This is a genomic window from Polaromonas sp. P1_F4, assembly GCF_056405675.1.
The window spans coordinates 86,838-108,353 of record NZ_JBFUBP010000004.1 but is presented as its reverse complement, the minus strand read 5'-3'; the positions used below and the strand labels follow the sequence as shown (position 1 = coordinate 108,353).

Annotated in this window: 22 protein-coding genes; 3 read left to right on the top strand and 19 right to left on the bottom strand. The window is 60.6% G+C overall.

All coding sequences use genetic code 11. From position 1 onward, the window contains the following. Positions 1-7: 7 nt before the first annotated feature. The 7 genes from AC1DYQ_RS10255 to AC1DYQ_RS10225 all read right to left on the bottom strand — a co-directional run bounded on the left by AC1DYQ_RS10255 (position 8) and on the right by AC1DYQ_RS10225 (position 3,531). Positions 8-535, bottom strand: coding sequence for a hypothetical protein (locus AC1DYQ_RS10255; RefSeq protein ID WP_477686697.1), 528 nt, complete (start codon positions 533-535; stop codon positions 8-10). Between the two features lie 91 nt (positions 536-626). Next, on the bottom strand, positions 627-977 hold the full coding sequence (locus AC1DYQ_RS10250; RefSeq protein WP_477686696.1) for a hypothetical protein: 351 nt from the start codon (positions 975-977) through the stop codon (positions 627-629). A gap of 93 nt (positions 978-1,070) precedes the next feature. Next, positions 1,071-1,511 carry a hypothetical protein gene (locus tag AC1DYQ_RS10245; RefSeq protein WP_477668236.1) on the bottom strand — a complete coding sequence of 147 codons (441 nt, stop codon included), beginning with the start codon at positions 1,509-1,511 and terminating at the stop codon, positions 1,071-1,073. A 103-nt stretch (positions 1,512-1,614) separates the two neighbouring features. After that, positions 1,615-1,842 carry a hypothetical protein gene (locus tag AC1DYQ_RS10240; RefSeq protein WP_477686695.1) on the bottom strand — a complete coding sequence of 76 codons (228 nt, stop codon included), beginning with the start codon at positions 1,840-1,842 and terminating at the stop codon, positions 1,615-1,617. A gap of 89 nt (positions 1,843-1,931) precedes the next feature. Next, positions 1,932-2,345 (bottom strand): DUF6228 family protein, encoded by a 414-nt coding sequence (locus AC1DYQ_RS10235; protein WP_477686694.1) that lies wholly within the window; start codon positions 2,343-2,345, stop codon positions 1,932-1,934. A 371-nt stretch (positions 2,346-2,716) separates the two neighbouring features. Next, a complete protein-coding gene (locus AC1DYQ_RS10230; RefSeq protein ID WP_477686693.1) occupies positions 2,717-3,130 on the bottom strand; it encodes a hypothetical protein in 414 nt (137 codons plus the stop codon). Positions 3,131-3,204: 74 nt separating this feature from the next. Then, positions 3,205-3,531 carry a hypothetical protein gene (locus AC1DYQ_RS10225; RefSeq protein ID WP_477686692.1) on the bottom strand — a complete coding sequence of 109 codons (327 nt, stop codon included), beginning with the start codon at positions 3,529-3,531 and terminating at the stop codon, positions 3,205-3,207. A 145-nt stretch (positions 3,532-3,676) separates the two neighbouring features. Between AC1DYQ_RS10225 and AC1DYQ_RS10220 the strand changes: the two genes are divergently transcribed. After that, positions 3,677-4,678, top strand: coding sequence for an integron integrase (locus AC1DYQ_RS10220; RefSeq protein ID WP_477686691.1), 1,002 nt, complete (start codon positions 3,677-3,679; stop codon positions 4,676-4,678). A gap of 275 nt (positions 4,679-4,953) precedes the next feature. Here AC1DYQ_RS10220 and AC1DYQ_RS10215 read toward each other — a convergent pair whose 3' ends face one another. The 4 genes from AC1DYQ_RS10215 to AC1DYQ_RS10200 form a co-directional block, all read right to left on the bottom strand. Continuing rightward, the gene (locus tag AC1DYQ_RS10215; RefSeq protein WP_477648140.1) at positions 4,954-6,528 is read right to left on the bottom strand and encodes a DHA2 family efflux MFS transporter permease subunit; all 1,575 of its coding nucleotides are present in this window, start codon (positions 6,526-6,528) and stop codon (positions 4,954-4,956) included. Between the two features lie 94 nt (positions 6,529-6,622). Continuing rightward, complete coding sequence (locus AC1DYQ_RS10210) at positions 6,623-7,999, bottom strand: EmrA/EmrK family multidrug efflux transporter periplasmic adaptor subunit (RefSeq protein WP_477686690.1); 1,377 nt, start codon at positions 7,997-7,999, stop codon at positions 6,623-6,625. 54 nt (positions 8,000-8,053) lie between these two features. After that, positions 8,054-9,586, bottom strand: coding sequence for an efflux transporter outer membrane subunit (locus AC1DYQ_RS10205; RefSeq protein WP_477686915.1), 1,533 nt, complete (start codon positions 9,584-9,586; stop codon positions 8,054-8,056). A gap of 106 nt (positions 9,587-9,692) precedes the next feature. Continuing rightward, complete coding sequence (locus AC1DYQ_RS10200; RefSeq protein WP_477686914.1) at positions 9,693-10,244, bottom strand: MarR family winged helix-turn-helix transcriptional regulator; 552 nt, start codon at positions 10,242-10,244, stop codon at positions 9,693-9,695. 79 nt (positions 10,245-10,323) lie between these two features. On the opposite strand from AC1DYQ_RS10200, the gene AC1DYQ_RS10195 reads away from it, so the two are divergent. Together AC1DYQ_RS10195 and AC1DYQ_RS10190 are read left to right on the top strand one after the other, a co-directional pair. Beyond that, positions 10,324-12,108 carry an ABC transporter transmembrane domain-containing protein gene (locus AC1DYQ_RS10195; RefSeq protein ID WP_477686689.1) on the top strand — a complete coding sequence of 595 codons (1,785 nt, stop codon included), beginning with the start codon at positions 10,324-10,326 and terminating at the stop codon, positions 12,106-12,108. 189 nt (positions 12,109-12,297) lie between these two features. After that, positions 12,298-13,611: a Glu/Leu/Phe/Val family dehydrogenase gene (locus AC1DYQ_RS10190; protein WP_477671605.1), complete on the top strand. Its 1,314-nt coding sequence runs from the start codon at positions 12,298-12,300 to the stop codon at positions 13,609-13,611. Between the two features lie 245 nt (positions 13,612-13,856). Here the strand turns inward: AC1DYQ_RS10190 and AC1DYQ_RS10185 are convergent, their stop codons facing one another. From AC1DYQ_RS10185 to AC1DYQ_RS10150, 8 genes are all read right to left on the bottom strand, one after another. After that, the gene (locus AC1DYQ_RS10185) at positions 13,857-14,372 is read right to left on the bottom strand and encodes a DUF1178 family protein (RefSeq protein ID WP_477686688.1); all 516 of its coding nucleotides are present in this window, start codon (positions 14,370-14,372) and stop codon (positions 13,857-13,859) included. A gap of 21 nt (positions 14,373-14,393) precedes the next feature. Next, positions 14,394-15,008, bottom strand: a complete 615-nt coding sequence (locus AC1DYQ_RS10180; RefSeq protein WP_477686687.1) for an NUDIX domain-containing protein — start codon at positions 15,006-15,008, stop codon at positions 14,394-14,396. After that, positions 15,005-15,307, bottom strand: a complete 303-nt coding sequence (locus AC1DYQ_RS10175) for a DUF2818 family protein (protein WP_457279055.1) — start codon at positions 15,305-15,307, stop codon at positions 15,005-15,007. Before AC1DYQ_RS10175 ends, AC1DYQ_RS10180 begins: the two co-directional genes overlap by 4 nt. A gap of 8 nt (positions 15,308-15,315) precedes the next feature. Then, complete coding sequence (gene nuoN, locus AC1DYQ_RS10170; protein WP_477686686.1) at positions 15,316-16,818, bottom strand: NADH-quinone oxidoreductase subunit NuoN; 1,503 nt, start codon at positions 16,816-16,818, stop codon at positions 15,316-15,318. A gap of 31 nt (positions 16,819-16,849) precedes the next feature. Then, on the bottom strand, positions 16,850-18,325 hold the full coding sequence (locus tag AC1DYQ_RS10165; RefSeq protein WP_457279057.1) for an NADH-quinone oxidoreductase subunit M: 1,476 nt from the start codon (positions 18,323-18,325) through the stop codon (positions 16,850-16,852). Between the two features lie 30 nt (positions 18,326-18,355). After that, positions 18,356-20,380 carry an NADH-quinone oxidoreductase subunit L gene (gene nuoL, locus AC1DYQ_RS10160; RefSeq protein WP_477686685.1) on the bottom strand — a complete coding sequence of 675 codons (2,025 nt, stop codon included), beginning with the start codon at positions 20,378-20,380 and terminating at the stop codon, positions 18,356-18,358. A gap of 144 nt (positions 20,381-20,524) precedes the next feature. After that, positions 20,525-20,833 carry an NADH-quinone oxidoreductase subunit NuoK gene (gene nuoK, locus AC1DYQ_RS10155; RefSeq protein WP_007864437.1) on the bottom strand — a complete coding sequence of 103 codons (309 nt, stop codon included), beginning with the start codon at positions 20,831-20,833 and terminating at the stop codon, positions 20,525-20,527. Continuing rightward, positions 20,830-21,483 (bottom strand): NADH-quinone oxidoreductase subunit J, encoded by a 654-nt coding sequence (locus AC1DYQ_RS10150; RefSeq protein WP_477686684.1) that lies wholly within the window; start codon positions 21,481-21,483, stop codon positions 20,830-20,832. Before AC1DYQ_RS10150 ends, nuoK begins: the two co-directional genes overlap by 4 nt. Between the last annotated feature and the right edge of the window lie 33 nt (positions 21,484-21,516).

Genomic DNA, 21,516 nt, shown 5'->3' with positions numbered 1-21,516 from the left:
TGACCTGTTAGGCCTCATGTGCGCAGCCTGCCAGGAAGGCGGAAAACTCAGCGCCGAGAGTGGCGGCTGTGGCCTTAGGAATAGCAATTGCCTGGACTCCGGTGAGAAACAGGTAGTGGTTTCGGTCGTCTTCCGAACAGTCGATGATCGCCGTCCGACGGACAACTGACCTGGCGGACGCTGACTCCAAGACTAGCGAGCCGTCCTGAAGGTCCACCGATTGCTTCTCGGTGAATGCGCTGTTCGCGGCGGAAACATACTTTTGGTAGAGCCACTGCCCCGCTAGCGGCCGAACACAGGCAAACAGGAAGCCGACAACTGCGAAGAACAGAATTACTCCGTAGCCTCGTGCGACATCAGGCGTTCTCTCCCACTGCTTAAAGAAGGTGAACGCTGCGAGAGCAATGAACATCCATGCAAGCACCTGCGCAAAGAAGGCCAAATTCATCCGTCCGTGATTCCGCTCAAAGCGGGCTACCACGGCGCGCTCCAGCAGCTTGAAGTCGGTAGCGTCGAGGGAAAAGCTTACTGGCATGTGTGCTGAGGCCTAACGTAGAGATGACCGGACCACCAACATGAGCGGCGGAGCCGCCCTCTGCTGTTGTGGGTCCGCGTCGATTGACATGTTAAGCCTCACCACGCACCTCTAATACTTCAGCGTTGGCCACCAGTTTCGGGCCCTCTTGGATGCGCCACCGGCGGCCCACATGCAGGAACTCAGTAAGTCCAAGGCCGTTCAGAAACAGGACCTCCAGGGTGCGAGTTTCTCCGGGACTCACAACTTCACCCTCGGGAATTTGGAGTTGTCCGATATAGAACCACCGGTCATCCGGTCCACCAAAATTGTGATTCGGTCGATACGGCCCCCTGCAAGGCCCACGGCGGCCGCCTTCCTCGGTCGCGAGAAAGGAAACTCGCGCCAGCACCCGGCGTGGCGCGCCCTCTTCAAGCTGATCGACGAACGAGAACGGCTCCATATCAGGTTTAACGTTTGACTTGAGCGGCGGCTGGAAGCAAGCGAAGCTTGCTGGAAGACGTCCGCTCGATGGAAGGGTTAGGCACCGGTGTATTCACTGCTGCGCCTTGCCTTGCTGCATACGAGCACGTACTTGCTCGCGCATGCGTTCGTTGAGTTGTTGAAACTCTCGAATGAGCTTGTCGCATGGCTCTTTCGTGGCCTGGCAAAGAGCGGCCATTTCAACGTAGACCTCTCCGTTTGGCCGCTGCTGGATGATGCGGCGCACGACGGCCGGATGCGCATAGTGACCTTCTGGAGTGAACGACCACACGGCAAATGCCGGGTTGGGCTCGTTGATGATGACCCAGCCGTCGGGTTTGGTGATGTTGATGCTGACACCAGGCTTCGCCTTGAGGGACTCAAGCGCCTGGGAAACGCTCGCATATCCGAGAGCTTGCGCTGCGCCCCGCGACTCCTCAAGCGGTACTTCGGACTGCGCCAGGCAGATTGCGCAGCTCGTGGCTAGAAGGAGTGTTGCGACGTAGTGTTTCATATGAGGTGCCTAACGTTGAAGCTGACCGGAACGAAACACATGCGGCGACGCCGGAACTTGAAGTTGCGTTTCCGTGTCGAGCGCCCTGTTAGAAGGCATTTGGTCAGTCACCACGATAACGCTCCCAGAACAAGACAAGGCCGATTAAAACAAGCACGCCAAGAGCGGAAAGAACCCAGCCCAAGATACTTCCACATCCGAAGGTGAACTCATTGGCGATGCACGTGACTTTGTCGCCATCGTTCAGCCACCGGTAGAGAGCCGTGCCAGCTGCAATGCAGACGGACAAAGCCATCACAAGCAGCACAGCTAGAGAAAGCGATTTCCTCACGTCTTACCTTCTAACGTTGAAGCTGACCGGAATACGCCACTCGCGGCGAAGCCGCCGCCTGCAGGCGTGTTTCCGAGTCGAGCGACATGTTAAGGCGCATTCCAGGCAAGCTGCACATCCTGCGCGATTCTATCGAGCTGCCCCGCCTCCAACTCGAGCGCAGCACGAACATCCCAATTGAAATCCGTATGAGGTTTGCGTAGGACGAATTCCAAACGGACGTGACCGAGAGAGTCTGAGGTTGCTTTCAATTCGAGCTCGTTTTCAAGGGTGCTCCACAGCTTTTCGCCCTTCCAGCCTTTCCAATCAGTGGCGATAGATTGAAAAAACGCCCCGAGGTCATTGGCCATGTATGTAGACGCCCTAGCTTCAGCTCGTATGTCGTATGCCTTTACCTCGACAAGGAAAGATTCAGAAATATGAGACGCATCCTCGCTCACAAAATTTGAAATCGTGAGACTCAGACCATCGCGGGCGGAAACGATGCAGGCTTCTCGGGGCATTTTTTTGCGCCTTAACGTGGAAGTGAGCGGCGCCCAAGGAACTCGGAGCGCCGCAGGCTCGGACGCCCTTGGGTGTCCGTCTCGACTGCCTTGTTAGACCGCAAAGCGCGGAAATGGGAAAACGCTATAGGCCCCACACAGCCTCCGCAAGGTGTTTCACCCATTCAGTGAATGAGCGACGTGGGGACTTGCCGGACCGCAACCGCTCCGAGAAAAGCCAGGTGGCAAAAGTAGCGATGCTTAGGCAACCGATGACGCTAAGGAGAACAAGCACAACGTTCATTCTTGCGGTCTAACGTAACGATGACCGGACCACCACCATCCGCGGCGGAGCCGCCTTCTGTAGGTGTGGGTCCGTGTCGATCGACATGTTAAGCAGCAAGACGCGTTGCGTCTAACTCGACCAAATAGGAGAAGCGAAGAACTTTTCCATTGCGAAATTCCAAACAAGCCCCCACATCGCCAGCATCGTTGGCAAGATAGCTCAGCGAGTCAAGTGTCTGGCCAACAACCGTACTCATTCCAGACAAATCGTTTAGCAGCAACCCGGAGAGGAGGTCTGAATTTTCCGCCATGGCCGGAGCAACTGATACCCGCCAGAAGATCGTTCCAGCCTCGAAGTAAAGCCGGTACCACTGATCCTTAAATTTCAAATACGCGACGTTTACCTGATCAATGATCTGTCCGTCCGCATAGGAATGTTGAAGGAAAAAGCCAGTGCAAGCCTGGCCCGAAATGCCCGGTTCTTCGCCGTTCAGGACGTGGCGCGCAGAAGAACTGTCCATTGCTGTTTAACGTTGAAGGCCAGGCGCGGCCGCAGGCCGTCGCCTCTGGGCCGACCAGTTAGATGGCTTGTTGCTCAACGCTCACCTCCCTTTTTTCTCAGAAATTCCAAACCTGCGTAGACAAGCCCACCGCCCAGAAACAGGCAGAACGCTGCAGCTGCGAGGCGCCTGAAGTCACTCTCACCAGCGAGCAAAGTGACTGGCCCGTGCTTAGATGGATTCACAGTCTGGCCCGATTCGACAAAGATAGCCAGGCAAAAGAGCAGGAAGCAAACTCCAACAAAGATGCAACCCGCTCCAAGTACGGCGTCACTTGCACCCTTGCTTAGTACCCCAATGGCTTGCAGTCCATAAATCACTACGGGAAAAAAAAGCAGCGCAAGGAAGGCGACGAATTCCATTGCCATCTAACGTAATGTATGCCGCAAAACCTGCGGTATAACCTGGCGCTTGCAATCTAATCTGGACATTAAAACCTCCTGTAAGCCGCTTGCATGCTGGGATTCAAAGAAATATACTGTAATTTCATACAGGTATAAAAATTCTGTGAAACCCCGCAATCCTCCACTGCAGTCTGCCCGCTTGCTGGATCAGGTCCGGGAGCGGGTTCGGTATTTGCACTATAGCCTTAGCACCGAGAAAACTTACCTGTATTGGGTCCGTTTTTTTGTCCGATGGCATGGCCGCAACGGCCACATGACGCACCCGCGCGACATGGGAGCACGCGAGCTGGAGGCGTTCCTCACGATGCTGGCCAATGAGCGCAAAGTTTCAAGCGCCACCCACAACCAGGCTTTGAGCGCGCTGCTGTTTTTGTACCGTGAAGTACTGGAGGCAGACTTGCCTTGGCTCACGGAGCTCAATCGCCCCAATCGGGTTCGCCGAATTCCTTCCGTACTGACGAAGGAAGAAATCGCCAGTCTCCTGGCCGTGATGGACGGCGAAACTTCCCTGCTCGCACGCCTGCTTTATGGCACCGGCATGCGGCTGATGGAAGGAATGCGCTTGCGGGTCAAGGATGTGGACTTTGACCGCCACGTCATCATCGTGCGCGAAGCCAAGGGCAACAAGGACCGTGTGGTGATGCTGCCGCGCTCGCTCGCACCGGCTCTTCGGCTGCAGATGCTGACTGCCCGCGCAACATGGGAAATGGACCGGCAGGCTCAGCGCAGCGGCGTGCAGGTGCCCGACGCCCTTGAACTCAAATACCCGCGGCTTGGTCAGACCTGGGGATGGTTCTGGATGTTTCCGGCACCCAAACCCTCTATTGACCCACGCACCGGCGTAGAGCGACGCCATCATCTTTTTGAAGAACGCTTGCAACGCAGCCTCAAAAAAGCTGTCGCGCTGGCTGGCATCGTCAAGCCCGTATCCGTTCATACCCTGCGACACAGCTTCGCGACCCATTTGCTGCAGTCCGGCACCGACATCCGCACCGTACAGGAACTGCTGGGCCACAGCGACGTGAGCACCACGATGATTTATACGCATGTGCTGAAGGTTGCCGCCGGCGGTACAGCCAGCCCGCTGGATGCTCTGCTCGCCTGAAGCGCTATTGATTTGATAGCTGCTCGCGCACATTCGGATTGGGCTGCAGCCCGTTTTGATACCTAAAAAAAGGCCAAAACCGCTTTGGAGGCGGTTGCAGCGCCTTGGCGAGGCATGGCAGCGTCAAATCCCTTATTTTTGAGCATTTTGGGGCTGCTTTTAGATACGAAATATGCCCGTAGACCAATGCAGACGAGCGAAAGCAGCTATTGATTTGATAGCACAACAAAACGGCGCACAAGGCGCCGTCTTCGTTTCAGCCCCGACCAGAGGCTTCAGTGCGCCCCGGCCGCGGCGTCCGCACTCCCCGCCCCCGCCTTGGTATGCCGCGTCAGGAACACCAGTGGAATCAGCAGCAGGAAGATCAGCGAGGAGGCATAAAACACGTCGTTGGCGGCCAGCATGTAGGCCTGCTGGTCGACCAGGCGGTTGATGGTGCCCAGCGCCTGGTCAGGCGTGAGGCCGGCGCCGGCCAGGCCTGTGAGGGCGCTGTTGGTGGCGGTGCTGCCCTGGTTCACGTATTCGCTGATCTGCGCGTGGTGCATGGCGGCGCGGTCTTGCCAGATGGTGGTGGCAATCGAGGTGCCGAAGGAGCCGGCCGTGATGCGCACGAAGTTCGACAGGCCGGATGCCGCGGGGATCTTGTCGGGCGAGATGCCCGACAGCGTGATGGTGACCAGCGGGATGAAAAAGAAGGCCATGGCCACACCCTGGATGATGGTCGGGATCATGATGGTGCGGAAGTCGGCCTGGGTGTTGAAGTTGGACCGCATCCACAGCACCAGCGCAAACACCATGAAGGCAAACGCGGCGAAGCGGCGCGGGTCCACCTTGGCGATGTTCTTGCCGACCACGGGCGACAGCAGCAACGCGAAGGCGCCGACAGGCGCCAGCACCATGCCGGCCTGCGTGGCGGTGTAGCCCATGTACTGCTGCAGCCACAGCGGCAGCAGCACCACGTTGCCGAAGAAGAGGCCGTAGCCCACCGACAGCGCCAGCGCGCCGGCCCAGAAGTTGCGTTTTTTGAACAGCGTGAGGTCGACCACCGGATGCTCTTCCGTCAGCTCCCAGATCACAAAGGCGATCAGGCCGACCAGCGCGATGATGCCCAGCGCAATGACTTCACCAGAGTGAAACCAGTCGAGCTCCTGGCCCTTGTCGAGCATGATCTGCAGCGCGCCGACCCAGATGACCAGCAGCGCCAGCCCCACCGAGTCGATGGGCAGCTTTCGGGTGACGCTTTCGCGCTTCCTGAAGATGCTCCAGGTGATGAAGGCAGCGCCGAAGCCGACGGGGATGTTGATGTAAAAAATCCAGGGCCATGAAATGTTGTCGGTGATCCATCCCCCTAAGAGCGGCCCCATGACGGGCGCGATCAGCGTTGTCATGGACCACAGCGCCATGGCCAGCCCCGCCAGCGCTTTCGGGTAGCTCGACAGCAGCAGCGCCTGCGACAGCGGGATCATGGGGCCGGCCACCAGGCCCTGCAGCACGCGCAGAAAGATCAGCGTGGTCATGTTGGGCGCCAGGCCGCACAGCCATGAGGTGATGACAAACAGGATGACGCTGGTGGTGAAAAGCCGCACCTGGCCGAAGCGCTGCGACAGCCAGCCGGTGAGCGGCACGGCAATCGCGTTGGCCACGCCAAAGCTGGTGATGACCCAGGTGCCCTGGTTGGGGCTCACGCCCAGGTCGCCGGCAATCGCGGGCAGCGACACGTTGGCGATGGACGTGTCGAGCACGTTCATGAAAGTCGCAGCCGACAGGGCCAGCGTGCCCCACAGGCGGGCAGAGCCCGTCAGCGGTGGCGGCTGGACATAGGCGGAGGCGGGAGCAGGTGCGGAAGCCATGAAAGCCTTGCGAATAAGGGGCTGGTGGAAACCGCTACGGGAGATCGCTGCGGTTGCGCGGGCTGGAAGTGCGGGTTGTGTGTGAGGCTGTGACTTACGGCGCCACGCGGTTGCCAGCCAGCGACAGCGTGTGGCTGAACGCGAGGCGCTGCGCATCGGTGCCGGCCTGGGCGGGCGAAACAGCGCCGCCCTGCGGCAAGGCTGGCCTGACTGCGACGGCGGGCTTGGCCAGCTTCACGGATTTGCCGGTGTTGGCGGCAATGACGCGCTGCACATCCTTGTCGGCGGCATCGTCAGGTGTGCCGTAAGTCTGGCTGTGTGCCAGGGCGGCGTCGCGTGGCGCATCGGCCAGCGTCTTGCCGTCCTTGCTGCTCACGTCCACTTCGGCGTCCATCGACAAGCCCACGCGCAGCGGGTTGTCGGCCAGCTGCTTGGCGTCCAGCGCGATGCGCACCGGAACGCGCTGCACCACCTTGATCCAGTTGCCGGTGGCGTTTTGTGCGGGCAGCAGCGAGAAAGCCGCACCGGTGCCGACACCCAGGCCGGCCACCTTGCCTTTGTATTCCACCTTCTTGCCATACAGGTCAGCTACCAATGTCACGGGCTGGCCAATGCGGATGTTGCGCAGCTGGACTTCCTTGAAGTTGGCGTCGACCCAGACCTGGTTGAGCGGGATGATGGACATCATCGGTGCGCCGGCGGCCACGCGCTGGCCGAGTTGCACCGTGCGCTTGGCCACATAGCCGTCCACGGGTGCCAGCAGCGCGGCGCGCTGTGTGGCCAGGTAGGCCTCACGCACCCGGGCGGCGGCAACCTGCACGCTGGGGTGCTGCTCGACGCTGGTGCCTTCGGTCAGGGCCTGGTTGCTGGTGAGCTGCTCACGTGCGGCGACCACACCGGCCTGCGCCGCAGTCAGCGCACTTTTGGCGGTGGCCAACTGCGTCTGCGCGTGGTTGAGTTCTTCCTTGGACACTGCGCCGTTGCCGGTGAGCGACTGGCGGCGGTTCAGGTCGTCGCTGGCGCGGGCGATGTCGCTTTGCGCCTTGACCACATCGGCATCACGCAGCGCGATCTGCGCCGCCAAGGTGCCGTTGTTGGCGTAGAGCGTGCGCACCTGGCGCACGGCCTGGGCCAGTGCGGCTTCGGCCTGCTCCAGCGCAACTTTGGCATCGGCCGGATCAAGCTGCACCAGCGTCTGGCCGGCTTTCACAAAGTCGGTGTCGTCGGCCATGATGGCCATCACGGTGCCGCCGATTTGCGGCGTGATCTGGATCACGTTGCCCTGCACATAGGCGTTGTCGGTGGACTCGTAATGGCTGGCCACCAGGTATTCATAGGCTGACCAACCCAGCCCTGCAACGACCACCACGGCTGCAAGCGCCGTCAGCGCCTTTTTGCGTTGGGGGTTTCCTGCGGGCGGCTGTGCCGGCGCGTCGGAAGCTGGGGAGTTGGTAGAAGTTGTGTCGCTCATGATGGTGTCAGGTGTTGGTTGATTCGGGGACGTTGCGTGACGTTGGGCCGGCGCTTAATGCGCTGCGGGCAATTTTTCAGAATTAAAACCGGCTGTAGCCCAATCAGGACGAGCGCCAGCAGCTATTGTTTTTGTAGCACCCTGCGCTTGCGGCGCCTGTGCCGAGGGATTGCCGTAGCCGCCGCCCAGGGCGCGTATCAACGCGACCTGTGTGTCAAGCGCGCGGGCGGAGAGGTCTACCGCCAGGCGACGCTGGGCCAGCACGCTGGTTTCGGCCGTCAGCACATTGAGGTAGGTACCCAGTCCGGCCTTGTAGCGCTGCACGGCGATGTCATAGGCGCCTTCCGCGGCTTCCTGCGCGGCGCGCTGTTCGGTTTGCTGGCGCGTGATGGCTTGCGATGACGCCACCTGGTCGGCCACATCGCGCACCGCGTCTATCACGGCAGCGTTGTAGCTTTCGACAGCGGCGTCCAGGTCGGCAGTCTTGCCGCGCAGGTTGGCGCGCAGGCGGCCGGCGTCAAAAATCGGCAGGCGCAGGGCCGGCCCGACGCCCCACTGCTGGCTGCCGGAGTCAAGCAAACGGCCCAGGCCGATGCTGGAAAAACCGGCAAAAGCGACCAGGTTGACGTTGGGATAGAACTGGGTTTTGGCGTTGACCACGTCTTTGGACGAAGCTTCAACACGCCAGCGTGCGGCGGCGATGTCGGCGCGCCGGCCCAGCAGGTCGGCGGGAATGGCCGTGGCGGTTGCTACGTTTTTAATAGCTGCTTGCGCCGGAAGGGAAAGGGCTGCGGTGTCATTTGGCTTGCCAATGAGGGCATCCAGCGCATTGCGCGTGAGGGCCATCTGCTCTTGCAGGGTTTCGAGCTGCAGGCGCGCTTCGGGCAGGCCGCCTTCGCTCTGGCGCAGCTCCAGGCGGGTGTCCAGGCCGGCGTCGACGCGGTCGCGCACCAGCTTGAGGGTTTCTTCACGCTGGGCGAGTGTTCGGCGGGCCACAGCCACCTGCTCATTCAGGCGAACCAGCTGAAAGTAGGTGCGGGTCACATTGCTGGCCAGCAGCAAGCGTGCGGCCTGCGCGTCTGCTTCAGCCGCGCTGGCGGTGCCCAGCGCGGCGTCCAGTGCGGCGCGGTTCTTGCCGAAAAAATCAAGCTCCCAGCTCACCGCGAGCTGCGCGGTACCGCTGTTGCGGATGGAGCCTGCCAGTGGTGCGGGCACTGCGCCATTGGCGGTGTATTGCTGGCGCGTCAGGTCCAGCTGCCCGGTGACTTGCGGCAGCGTGGCGGCATCGGCAACCTCGGTGACGGCCAGTGCGCGCGCCAGACGGGCCTGCGCGAGCTTCAAGGTCGGGCTGGTTTGCAGGGCCTGGTCGACCAGGCCGTTGAGCTGCACATCGCCAAACTCGCGCCACCATTCGGCAGCCATGGGCGCCTGGGCCGGCGTTTGGCCGGCGGTGTCGGCAGCGAGGCCCAGCGAAGGCGCGTCACGCAGGCTGGAATGCGTTGCGATGCCCGACATGTCGGCACAGCCGGTGAGGCCGGTTGCCATCAAACCCACGGCCACCACGCTGGCGGCGGCCACCAAGGCCATGCGAAAAGAGGCGCGCCAGAGCGGCAGGCGCGGCTCAGCGTGTTCGGACTGGTTCACCGAAACGCAAGCCGAGACAGAAGCGGATGCGCTGCAGAGGGTGTTGCTGTTATTTGTCATCTTTTTCATTCGCTGCTTGAAGGGCTTGAAGGGTCTGCGCTGTTTCAAGGATGCGGCGCAGGTAGCCTTTGAGGTTTTGCCACTCCTCGACCGTGAAGCCGGCCAGGTGGGCGTTTTGCACACGGCTGAGCACCGCGGGGATTTCTTTTGCGGCTTCGCGGCCTTCGGGTGTCAGTTCGATATTGACCACGCGCCTGTCTTCGCTGGAGCGGATGCGGCGGCAAAAGCCCTTGGCTTCGAGCCGGTCGAGCAGGCGGGTCATGGAGCCGGCGTCGAGCTGGCAGACACGGGCGAGTTCTGCCACCGTGGAGGCCTTGCCGAGGTAAATCTTGAGCATTGGCACCCACTGAGCATTCGTCAGGCCCTGGGGCTCCAGTTCGCGCGTGACCTGCTGGGAGACGCTGTTGAGAATCTGGCGCATCAGCGCACCGGTGCTCTGTCCGGCGTCGTAATCCGTCGCGCAATAGAACTCGGCCGGCAACCCACACAAGGGAGTTGAAGGAACTGGGGCAGCTGGCGGACGACTGGATTCGGATTTCATGGACACGAATAATACATGCCTAGACAAACATTGTCAAGGCTGTCTTTGTACAGACATCTTTTATGGCTAAACTCCCCGCATGGCTACCTCCTCCCTTTCCAATGCGCCCAAAGGCGCGCCCCGCTCCCTTTCCGGCCTCGTTCCCTTCCTGCGTCCGTACCGGGGGCGGATTGTTCTGGCGATGTTTTTCCTGGTGATGGCGGCCGTTGCCACGCTGGTGTTTCCGCTGGCCCTGCGCAGCCTGATCGACGGCGGGCTCAGCGCGGCGGACAAGGGCCAGCAGCTGATGGCGCTGCGCACCCATTTCTTTGAGCTGTTTGGTGTGGCGGCGGCCCTGGGCCTTTTTTCGGCAGGCCGCTTCTATATGGTGAGCTGGCTGGGCGAGCGTGTGACGGCAGACCTGCGCAATGCTGTCTACGCACATGTGGTGCGGCAAAGCCCCGAGTTTTTTGAAACCACGCAAACCGGGGAAGTGCTCTCGCGCCTGACAGGGGACACGACACTGGTGCAGACGGTGGTGGGCTCCTCGCTCAGCATGGGCCTGCGCAATGCAGTCATGGGCGTGGGCGCGCTGGGCATGCTGGTCTATACCAACCCTTACCTCATGGTGCAGGTACTGGTGGTGCTGGTGCTGATCGTGGCGCCCTCGGTCTGGTTTGGCCGGCGTGTGCGCAAGCTGTCGCGCGCCAGCCAGGACCGCGTGGCAGACTCCAGCGCGATAGCGGCCGAAGTGCTTAACGCCATTCCGGTGGTGCAAAGCTACACCGCTGAAGGCCGCGAAGCCGCGCGCTTTGATGCGTCAACGACCAATGCCTTCAATACCGCGATTCGCCGCACCAGGGCGCGCTCGGTGCTGGTGGCCTTCATCATCATCGCTACGTCGGCGGCGCTGCTGTGGGGCCTGTACCAGGGCACGCAGGCGGTAATGCGTGGGGACATCACGGCGGGCCACCTGGGCCAGACAGTTGTTTACGTGATCATCCTGGCCAGCGCGGCGGCCGTGCTGGGCGAGGTCTATGGCGACCTGCTGCGGGCTGCGGGCGCCACCGAACGGCTGATGGAGCTGCTGACGTCGCGTTCACCCGTGGCATCACCGGCCAACCCGGTTCCCGCACAAGTCACGCGGGCCGGCAGCGCGGTCAAATTTGATGCCGTGACATTTCACTACCCGTCGCGGCCTGCGCAGGCCGCGCTGACAAACTTTTCCCTGAGCGTGTCGCCCGGTGAAACGGTGGCCATCGTGGGACCCAGCGGTGCGGGCAAGAGCACGGTGTTCCAGCTGCTGCTGCGGTTTTACGACCCGGCCTCGGGCCGCATCGAACTGGATGGCGTGCGCACAGCCGACATGGCGCTGCACGATTTGCGGCAGCGCATCGGCATCGTGCCGCAGGACGCCGTCATCTTCTCGACCAGCGCGCTGGAGAACATCCGCTACGGCAAACCTGAAGCCACTGATGAAGAGACCCGTGCAGCGGCCAGGGCGGCCTTCGCGCATGAGTTCATCACAGCCCTTCCCGAAGGCTACGACACCTTCCTGGGGGAGCGCGGTGTGCGGCTTTCCGGCGGCCAGCGCCAGCGCATTGCGATTGCCCGGGCGATGCTGAAAAACGCCCCGCTGCTGCTGCTGGATGAAGCGACCAGCGCGCTCGATGCCGAAAGCGAGCGCATGGTTCAGGCAGCCCTGGAGTCCGCCATGAAGGACCGGACGACACTGGTAATTGCGCACCGGTTGGCCACTGTGCAGCAGGCTGACCGCATCCTGGTGCTGGACCATGGGCAGCTGGTGGAGCAAGGCACGCATGCCGAGCTGGTAAACCGCGGCGGCGTTTATGCGCGGCTGGCGGCGCTGCAATTCACGGTGTGACGGCCTTGGCATGTGCGGGCTTCCCGGCCTTCGCCGCTGCTCCAGCTGCCATCAAAATCAGTGATATGCATTATTTGCATAGATTTTACTCAACAATGCCTTGGACTATTTAGACCGGGGCTCTTAAGCTCCGTGGATTGATTCTTCCCGCAGACTTTCCCGCAAGAAATCCCACAAGGAGCTTTTTCAATGTCACACGCAGCCTCTTCCGTTCCCACCCCCGCCGGGTCTCACCCGCTTCCGTCTTACCTGCAGGCGGACAACCTGGGCCCCTGGGGCAACTACCTGCAGCAGGTAGACCGCGTCATTCCGCACCTGGGCAGCCTGGCGCGCTGGGCTGAAACCCTCAAGCGGCCCAAGCGTGTGCTGATCGTGGACGTGCCGATTCACATGGACGACGGCACCGTGGCGCACTTTGAAGGCTACCGTGTGCAGCACAACGTTTCGCGCGGCCCAGGCAAGGGCGGCGTGCGTTTCCACCAGGACGTCACGCTGTCTGAAGTGATGGCGCTGTCGGCCTGGATGTCGGTCAAGAACGCGGCGGTGAACGTGCCTTACGGCGGCGCCAAAGGCGGCATCCGCGTCGACCCGAAGAAGCTTTCGCGTGGCGAGCTGGAGCGCATGACGCGCCGCTACACCAGCGAAATCGGCATCATCATCGGCCCCAACAAGGACATCCCGGCGCCGGACGTCAACACCAACGACCAGATCATGGCGTGGATGATGGACACCTACTCGATGAACACCGGCTCCACATCAACCGGCGTTGTCACGGGCAAGCCCGTCGACCTGGGCGGCTCGCTGGGACGGCGTGAAGCCACGGGGCGCGGCGTGTTCACCGTGGGCACCGAAGCGGCCAAGCACATCGGCCTCGATATCAGTACGGCGCGAGTCGCCGTGCAGGGCTTTGGCAATGTGGGCGGCGTGGCGGGCAAACTGTTTGCCGAAACCGGTGCACGCGTGGTCGCGGTGCAAGACCACGGTGGCACGATTTACCGTGAAGCCGGCCTCGATGTGCCGGCGCTGCTGCGTCATGTGGAAGCCAACGGCAGCGTGGCCGGATTCACCGAAGCCGAAGTCATTGCCAACGACGCGTTCTGGGACGTGGAGTGCGACATCCTGATCCCGGCCGCACTTGAGCAGCAGATCACGGCGGCCAATGCCGGCCGCATCAAGGCGCGCATGATCATTGAAGGCGCGAACGGCCCGACCACGCCCGCCGCCGACGACATCCTGCATGACCGCAACGTGCTGGTGCTGCCGGACGTGATCGCCAACGCCGGTGGCGTGACCGTCAGCTACTTTGAATGGGTGCAGGATTTTTCCAGCTTCTTCTGGGACGAAGAAGAAATCAACAAGCGCCTGGTGAAAATCATGAAAGACGCCTTTGCCGGTGTTTGGGCCGTGGCGCAAGACCAGAAGGTCAGCCTGCGTACCGCCACCTTCATCGTGGCCTGCAAGCGGATCCTGCACACACGCGAGCTGCGCGGCCTGTACCCCTGAGTTGCTGAGGCAGCGCGAAACCCTTCGCGCTGGAGACCAAACTCAGTGAACGGTCTTTTCAAGCAGGGGTCGCAGAACCGGCTTTGCCGGGCTGCAGGCGCAGCGCCCCCTCGGGGGGGCAGCGCATTACACGAAGTGAAAAGCGTGGGGGCTCTATTGCTCCGCAGAACCGGCTTTGCCGGGCTGCAGGCGCAGCGCCCCCTCGGGGGCAGGGAGTTACGCGAAGCGAACGACCGTGGGGGTCATTACTGCAACGTTTCCTTGATCCCAGGCAGCGAAGGCAAAGGCATGACGTCTATGCCTTCTTCGATCAGTTCCACGGCTTCGCGCGCACTGGCCTGGCCACGAATGCTGCGCGCCTCCAGTTCGCCATAGTGCATGCGGCGGGCCTGCTCTGCGAACTGGCCGCCGACATCTTCGGTATGCGCCATCACGTGACGCAAGGCCTTCAAGAACGCTGCCTGCTCTGCATGATTCTTTGCGGCCGGTATACCTGCCATGGCGGTGGCCTCGCCTTCGGTGCCCCGAACCGGGTTCGGAATCGTAACTGATGAAGACGCAGCAGCCCGGCTGCCAGCGCTCACGATGTCATGGCCGCCCAGGTTGAGGCGTGGTGCACTGGGAAGTTTCTGGATGCTTTTGTCGGCACACATCGGGCATTCGATCAGGCCGCGCGACAGCTGGGCCTGGAAGTCGTCCTCGGACGCAAACCAGCCTTCAAATGAATGCTGGTGCGCACATTGGAGATTCAGGACTTTCATGGCCGGATTATCGCCGGGGGATCAGGGGGTTGCAGCTTGCCAGTCCAAAGCCCACGCACCGGACAGCACGTTTTGCAACCACAGCGCGCCTGTCAACGTTTTTGCATCCGTGACCTCGCCGCTGGCGCACCAGGCAAGAAGCTCAGGGAGTGTTGCCGTAAAGACGTCCAGAAACTCCCCGGCATCCAGCTTGCGCTGGCCGAGGGCCAGCCCACGCGCGAACCAGATGTCAATAAATTCGGTGGAATAGGAAATCACCGGATGCAGCACACCCGCCCTCGCCCACTCACGCGCGGTGTAACCGGTTTCCTCCAGCAGTTCACGCTGCGCGCAGGCCAGCGAGCCTTCGCCTGGATCGAGCTTGCCCGCAGGAAACTCCACCATCACGGCACGCATGGGGTAGCGATACTGGCGTTCCAGCACCAGACGCCCGTCGTCCAGTTGGGCCACGATCATCACTGCACCGGAGTGAATGACGTATTCGCGCGTTGCCTGCTTGCCGTCGGGCAGCCTGACGGTATCACGCAAGGCATGCAGGAAATTCCCTTTCAGGATCTCGACCGAGTCGATGCAGGTCTCGACGAGGTGCGCGTCGGCAATTGCACCGGCTTGATCAGGATCGGAAGACGCGCTCATGGGCGGTGCTTGAACAGGTAGCGCCAGGTAAATCCGGGAAACGCAAAGGTGATGAAGAGCGTGCCGGTGATGGCATAAAACTCCCAGCCTTGCGGTGCAATCTGGCCGCTCCGCTGCTCAAGGTATAAACCCAGACCGCCGACAACCAGGTACCAGACCACCAGCTCTGCGGCCCTGATTGCCAGGTTTTTCGGCAACTTGAGCGCGTAGACCGCGAACAGGCGATTGCTGATGAAAGGCAGGTTGGCTGCCAGCAAGGCCAGCAGCACGACCAGCCAGACTGAAGCAGTTTGGGTCATGGCAGGGGTCAGCTACCCAGTGATTTGACGATGCTGCTGATGGACTGCGCGCACAAGGTCATCAAACCGCCAGGCATGATGCCCAGGATCAAGATGAGCGCACCATTGATGGCCAGCACTGCCTTGGCATCTGCCGGCGCAGAAACCGGCTGGGCGTTATGGGCCAAGGGTGCATCAAAGTACATGACCTTGACCACACGCAAGTAATAGAAGGAGCCTACCAGCGACATGATCACCGCAAAAATGGCCAGCACGATGTAGCTGGTTTGTTGCGACGAAATCAGCGCCTGCAGGACGGACAGCTTGGCATAAAAACCCACCAGCGGCGGCAGGCCGGCCAGCGAGAACATGCTGATGGCCATCACACCGGCGTACAACGGGCTACGCTGGTTCAGGCCGGCCAGATCGACGATCTCTTCGGACTCGTGCCCGGCGCGTGCCAGCAGCATGATGATGCCGAAAGCACCCAGGGTGGTGAGCACATAAGTCAGTGCATAGAACATCGCTGCGCTGTAGGCCGATTCGGTGTTGAGCTGGTTGCCGTTGACCACGCCGGCTAGCAAGCCGAGCAGCAGGAAACCCATTTGCGAGATGGTGGAGAACGCCAGCATGCGTTTGAGGTTGGACTGCGCAATTGCGGCCAGATTACCCACCAGCAGCGAGCCGATCGCCATCAATCCCAGCATCTGCTGCCAGTCAATTGCCAGCGGCAACAGGCCTTCGACCAGCAGGCGGATACAGATCGCAAAGGCCGCGAGCTGCGGCGCTCCACCGATCAGGAGGGTCACGGCTGTAGGCGCACCCTGGTAGACGTCAGGCAGCCACATATGGAAAGGCACAGCGCCCAGTTTGAAGGCCAGGCCAGCCACGATGAAGACCAAGCCGAAAATCAGTACCTGATGCTTGACCTGGCGGCTGGCAATCGCGTTGAACACTTCGTTGAGGTCCAGGGAGCCGGTCGCGCCGTACAGCATCGAAAGACCATACAGCAGGAAACCCGAAGCCAGCGCGCCCAGCACGAAGTACTTCATGGCGGCTTCGGTGGCAGTGGCGTTGTCGCGACGCAGGGCCACCAGCGCATAGCTGGACAGCGTCAGCAATTCCAGGCCCATGTAGATCACCAGAAAGTTGTGGCCCGAGATCATGACGAACATGCCCAGCAGCGCGAACAGGCTCAGGGTGAAGAACTCACCGCCGCGCAGCATGTCGCGATCTGCCGCGTAAGGGCGACCGTAGACCAGCGTAATCATCACGGTGACACAGGCAAAGCACTTGAGCCAGCCGCCCATGGGGTCGCTGACAACCATGTTGCCGAAACCATAGAAGGTCTGGCCTCCAGATGCGTAGGCAGCCTCCATGGCCGCCACGACGGCCAGGGTCAACAGCGTGAGCACGTAGGTCAGCGTACGCTGCGGCGTCTTGACGCCCAGGTCCACCAGCGCAATCACGCAGGCCATGGTCAGGAGGACGATTTCCGGATAAACCGTGATCCAGGAGAGTTTGTCAATCATCTGAATTCTTTGTAGTTGCGTCGGTTCATCTTCAGTTCAGTTTGGAGGCTGCGACATGCTTGAGCAGGTCCGCCACTGAAGTATTCATCACATCGGTAAACGGCTTGGGATAGATGCCCATGTACAGCACAGCGATAGCCAACAACGCCAGCATCAGGAATTCGCGGCTGTTGATGTCGACGAGTGCCTTGACGTCGTCATTGGCCACGGGGCCCAGGTAAACGCGCTTGTACATCCACAGGGTGTAGGCTGCGCCAAATATGAGTGCCGTCGCTGCCGCGCCGCCTATCCAGAAGTTGTATTTGACCGCACCCAGAATCACCATCCACTCGCCGACGAAACCGGCTGTGGCCGGAAGGCCGCAGTTGGCCATGGCAAACAGCAGCGCAAAGGCCGCAAACTTGGGCATGGTGTTCACCACGCCGCCGTAGCTGGCGATCTCGCGCGAATGGACGCGGTCGTACAGTACACCAATGCACAGGAACATCGCGCCCGACACAAAACCGTGGGCAATCATTTGCACGATGCCGCCGGAAACCCCCAGGTCATTGAAGATGAAAAAACCCAGGGTGACAAAGCCCATATGGGCCACTGACGAATAAGCCACCAGCTTTTTCATGTCCTGCTGCACCAGTGCAACCAAACCAACATAGATGACAGCAATCAAGGACAGGGCAATCATCAGCCAGGACCATTCATGCGCGGCATCCGGGGCTATTGGCATCGAGAAGCGCAGAAAACCGTAAGCGCCCAGCTTCAGCATGATGGCAGCCAGCACGGCCGAGCCACCGGTGGGGGCTTCAACGTGCACATCGGGCAGCCAGGTGTGGACCGGCCACATCGGCACCTTGACGGCGAAGGCCGCGAAGAAGGCGAAGAACAGCAATGTCTGCACCGTGCTGCCCAGTGGCAGTTTGTGCCAGGTCAGGATGTCGAAACTGCCACCCGACTTGTTGTACAGGAAGATCAGTGCCACCAGCATCAGCAGGGAACCGAGCAGTGTGTACAGGAAAAATTTGAACGCCGCGTAGATCTTGTTGGGGCCGCCCCAGATGCCGATGATCAGGTACATCGGGATCAGCGTGGCTTCAAAGAACACGTAAAACAGAATGCCGTCCAGTGCCGCAAACACGCCGATCATGAGCCCGCTCAGGATCAGGAAAGAAGCCATGTACTGGTTGACGCGCGTGGTGATGGCTTCCCAGCTGGCGATGATGACGACCACATTGATGAAAGCCGTCAGCAGCACAAACCACAGCGAAATGCCGTCAACACCCACGTGGTAGTTGACATTAAACCGCTGGATCCAGCTGCCTTTTTCGACAAACTGCATGGCCGACGTGTCCAGCTGAAAACCGCTGTACAAAGGCAGCGTCACCAGGAAACTGACGACCGCGCCTATCAGCGCGACCCAGCGAACGCTGCGTGCCTGCTCGTCACGGCCCAGCGCCAGCAGAACCACACCGAAAACAATCGGCGTCCAGATCGCAAGACTCAACAAACCCATTCTTGTTCTTCCTTGATTTTGTTGAACTGATCAGCGATTGAGCCAGACGAAATACGTCATCAACACAAACACGCCAATGATCATGCCGAAGGCATAGTGGTAGATATAGCCGGACTGCAGCCGGCGCACTATGCCGGAAACCCAGCCGACCAGCTTCCATGAACCGTTGACCAGCGCGCCATCGATCAACTTCTGGTCGCCGCCCTTCCAGAGTGCGGTACCAAGTGCGCGCGTGCCCCGGGCCAATACGTTCTCATTGAACCAGTCAAGGTAGTACTTGTTCTCGAGCAACGTGAAGACTGGCATGCACATGCGCTTGATCGCGGCCGGCAGGGCCGGGTTGATCATGTACATGTACCAGGCCAGCACTGAGCCCGACAGGGCCAGCCAGAACGGCGCAGCCGTGAGGCCGTGCAAGGCCATCTGGGCCGGGCCATGGAACAGCTGCTTGAGTTCTTCCATGGCTGGGTGTTTTTCGAGATTCACCACGATGGCGCCCTTGAAAAACTCGCCGTATAACATGGGCTCAATTGTCATAAAACCGATGACGACGGACGGAATCGCCAGCAGAATCAACGGCACCGTCACGACCCAGGGGGATTCGTGCGGCTCGTGGTGCTCGTCATGGTGGCCGTGGTCGTCGTGGCCATGGTGGTGCGCATCGGGGTTCTGGTCATAACGTTCCTTGCCGTGGAACACCAGGAAATACAAGCGGAACGAATAGAAAGCCGTCACGAAGACGCCCGCCAGCACCGCGAAGTAGGCAAAGCCGGCACCGGCCAGGTGGCTTTCGTGCACGGCTTCGATGATGCTGTCCTTGGAGTAGAACCCCGCGAACAAAGGCGTGCCTATGAGGGCCAGTGTGCCCAGCAGTGAGGTGATCCAGGTGATAGGCATGTACTTGCGCACGCCGCCCATCCAGCGGATGTCCTGGTTGTGCTGCATGCCGATGATGACCGAGCCGGCGGCCAGGAACAGCAGCGCCTTGAAGAAGGCGTGCGTCATCAGATGGAACACCGCGACGGAATAAGCCGAGGCGCCCAATGCCACCGTCATGTAACCCAGTTGCGAGAGCGTGGAATACGCGACCACACGTTTGATGTCGTTCTGGATAATGCCGAGAAAGCCCATGAACAGCGCCGTAATGGCACCTATCACCATGATGAAGCTGAGCGCGGTATCGCTGAGCTCAAACAGCGGTGACATGCGCGCCACCATGAAGATGCCGGCCGTCACCATGGTTGCCGCATGAATCAGCGCGGAGATCGGGGTTGGGCCTTCCATGGAATCTGGCAACCAGACGTGCAAAGGGAATTGCGCCGACTTGCCCATGGCGCCAATGAAGAGGCAGATGCAGATCACGGTCACCAGCATCCAGCCGGTGCCCGGGAAGCTCAGCTTGGAAAGCTCGCCGGCCTTGGCAAAGGCCTCGCCGTAGTTCAGCGTGCCGGCATAGGCAGCGATCAGGCCAATGCCGAGGATGAAACCGAAGTCGCCCACGCGGTTGACGAGGAAGGCCTTCATGTTCGCGAAGATGGCGGTCGGCTTGTTGAACCAGAAGCCGATCAGCAGGTAAGACACCAGGCCCACGGCTTCCCAGCCGAAGAACAGCTGCAGCATGTTGTTGCTCATCACCAGCATCAGCATGGAGAAGGTGAACAGCGAGATGTAGGCAAAAAAGCGGTTGTAGCCCTCATCTTCTTCCATGTAACCGATGGTGTAAATGTGCACCATGAGCGACACAAAGGTCACCACGCACATCATCATGGCTGTGAGGCCGTCGACCAGGAAGCCAATTTCCATTTTCAGGCCGCCGACGTTCATCCAGGTGTAGAGCGTTTCATTGAAACGCGCGCCGTCGATGGCCACGCTCTTGAGCGTCATTGCCGAAATGATGAAGGCCACCAGCACGCCGAGGATGGTCAGGCTGTGCGAGAGGCGACGGCCTATCCAGTTGCCGCCGAAAGAGGTGCCGAGGATACCGGCCGCCAGGGCGCCGGCCAAGGGTGCCAACGGAACGGCCAGCAGAGTTGAAGCGTTGAGGGTTGATGCCATATTAGTTTTTTTCCGCCAAGCAAGTTACGCAGGCAAACAAGGAAGCCATGCCAGGGCCGCCACGGAACCGGCTTTGCCGGGCCGTCAGCGGCGCCCCCTTGAGGGGGAGGCGGCCGGAGGCCGCTTCGGGGGGGAGCGTCATCATTAGCCCTGGAGCGTATTGAGTTCGTCTACGTTGATGCTGGACTTGTTGCGGAACAGCAGCACCAGGATGGCCAGGCCGATGGCCGATTCAGCCGCCGCGACGGTCAGAATGAAAAACACGAACACCTGTCCGGCCATGTCGTTCAGGTAATAAGAGAAGGCCACAAAATTCATGTTGACGGCCAGCAGCATCAGCTCGATGGCCATGAGCAGCACGATCAGGTTTTTGCGGTTCAGGAAGATGCCGATGACCGACAGCGCGAACAGCATCGCGCCCAGCGAAAGAAAATGTCCCAGGGTGAGCGTCATGCCTTCTTCTCCTCGGCGGCAGCAGGTGCCGCGGCGACAACCGGTGCGGCCACAACAGATTTCATTTTGACCAGGCTCACACGATCTGCACGCTTGACCCGGATCTGCTCTGAAGGGTTCTGGTATTTGGAGTCCTTGCGTGCACGCAAGGTCAGTGCGATGGCGGCAATGATGGCTACCAGCAGAATCACCGCGGCGACTTCCAGCGGATAGAGGTATTCGGAGTACAGCAGTTTGCCGAGCTCCTTGGTATTGGAGACCTGCGCGCCTATCTGGCCCGCGGCGGTCGCGGCCTTGGGTGGCTCACGAAAACCACCCATCAGCACGTAAGACATTTCCAGCGCGATGATGGCGCCCACGGAACCGGCCAGCGGGAAGTGCTTCCAGAAACCTTTGCGCACACTGTCAATATTGATGTCCAGCATCATCACGACAAACAGGAACAGCACCATCACGGCGCCCACATAGACCAGCACCAGCGTGATGGCCAGGAACTCAGCCTTCAGCAGGATCCAGACGGCGGATGCCTGGAAGAATGCCAGCACGAGGTATAGCGCCGCATGCACGGGGTTGCGCGCGGTAATCACCTTGAATGCTGCAAACAGCAGCACTGCGGCAAAAACATAAAAAAGACCTGTTTTAGCGTCCATGTTGTTGTGGATTCTTTCTTGAGCCAGCGGCTT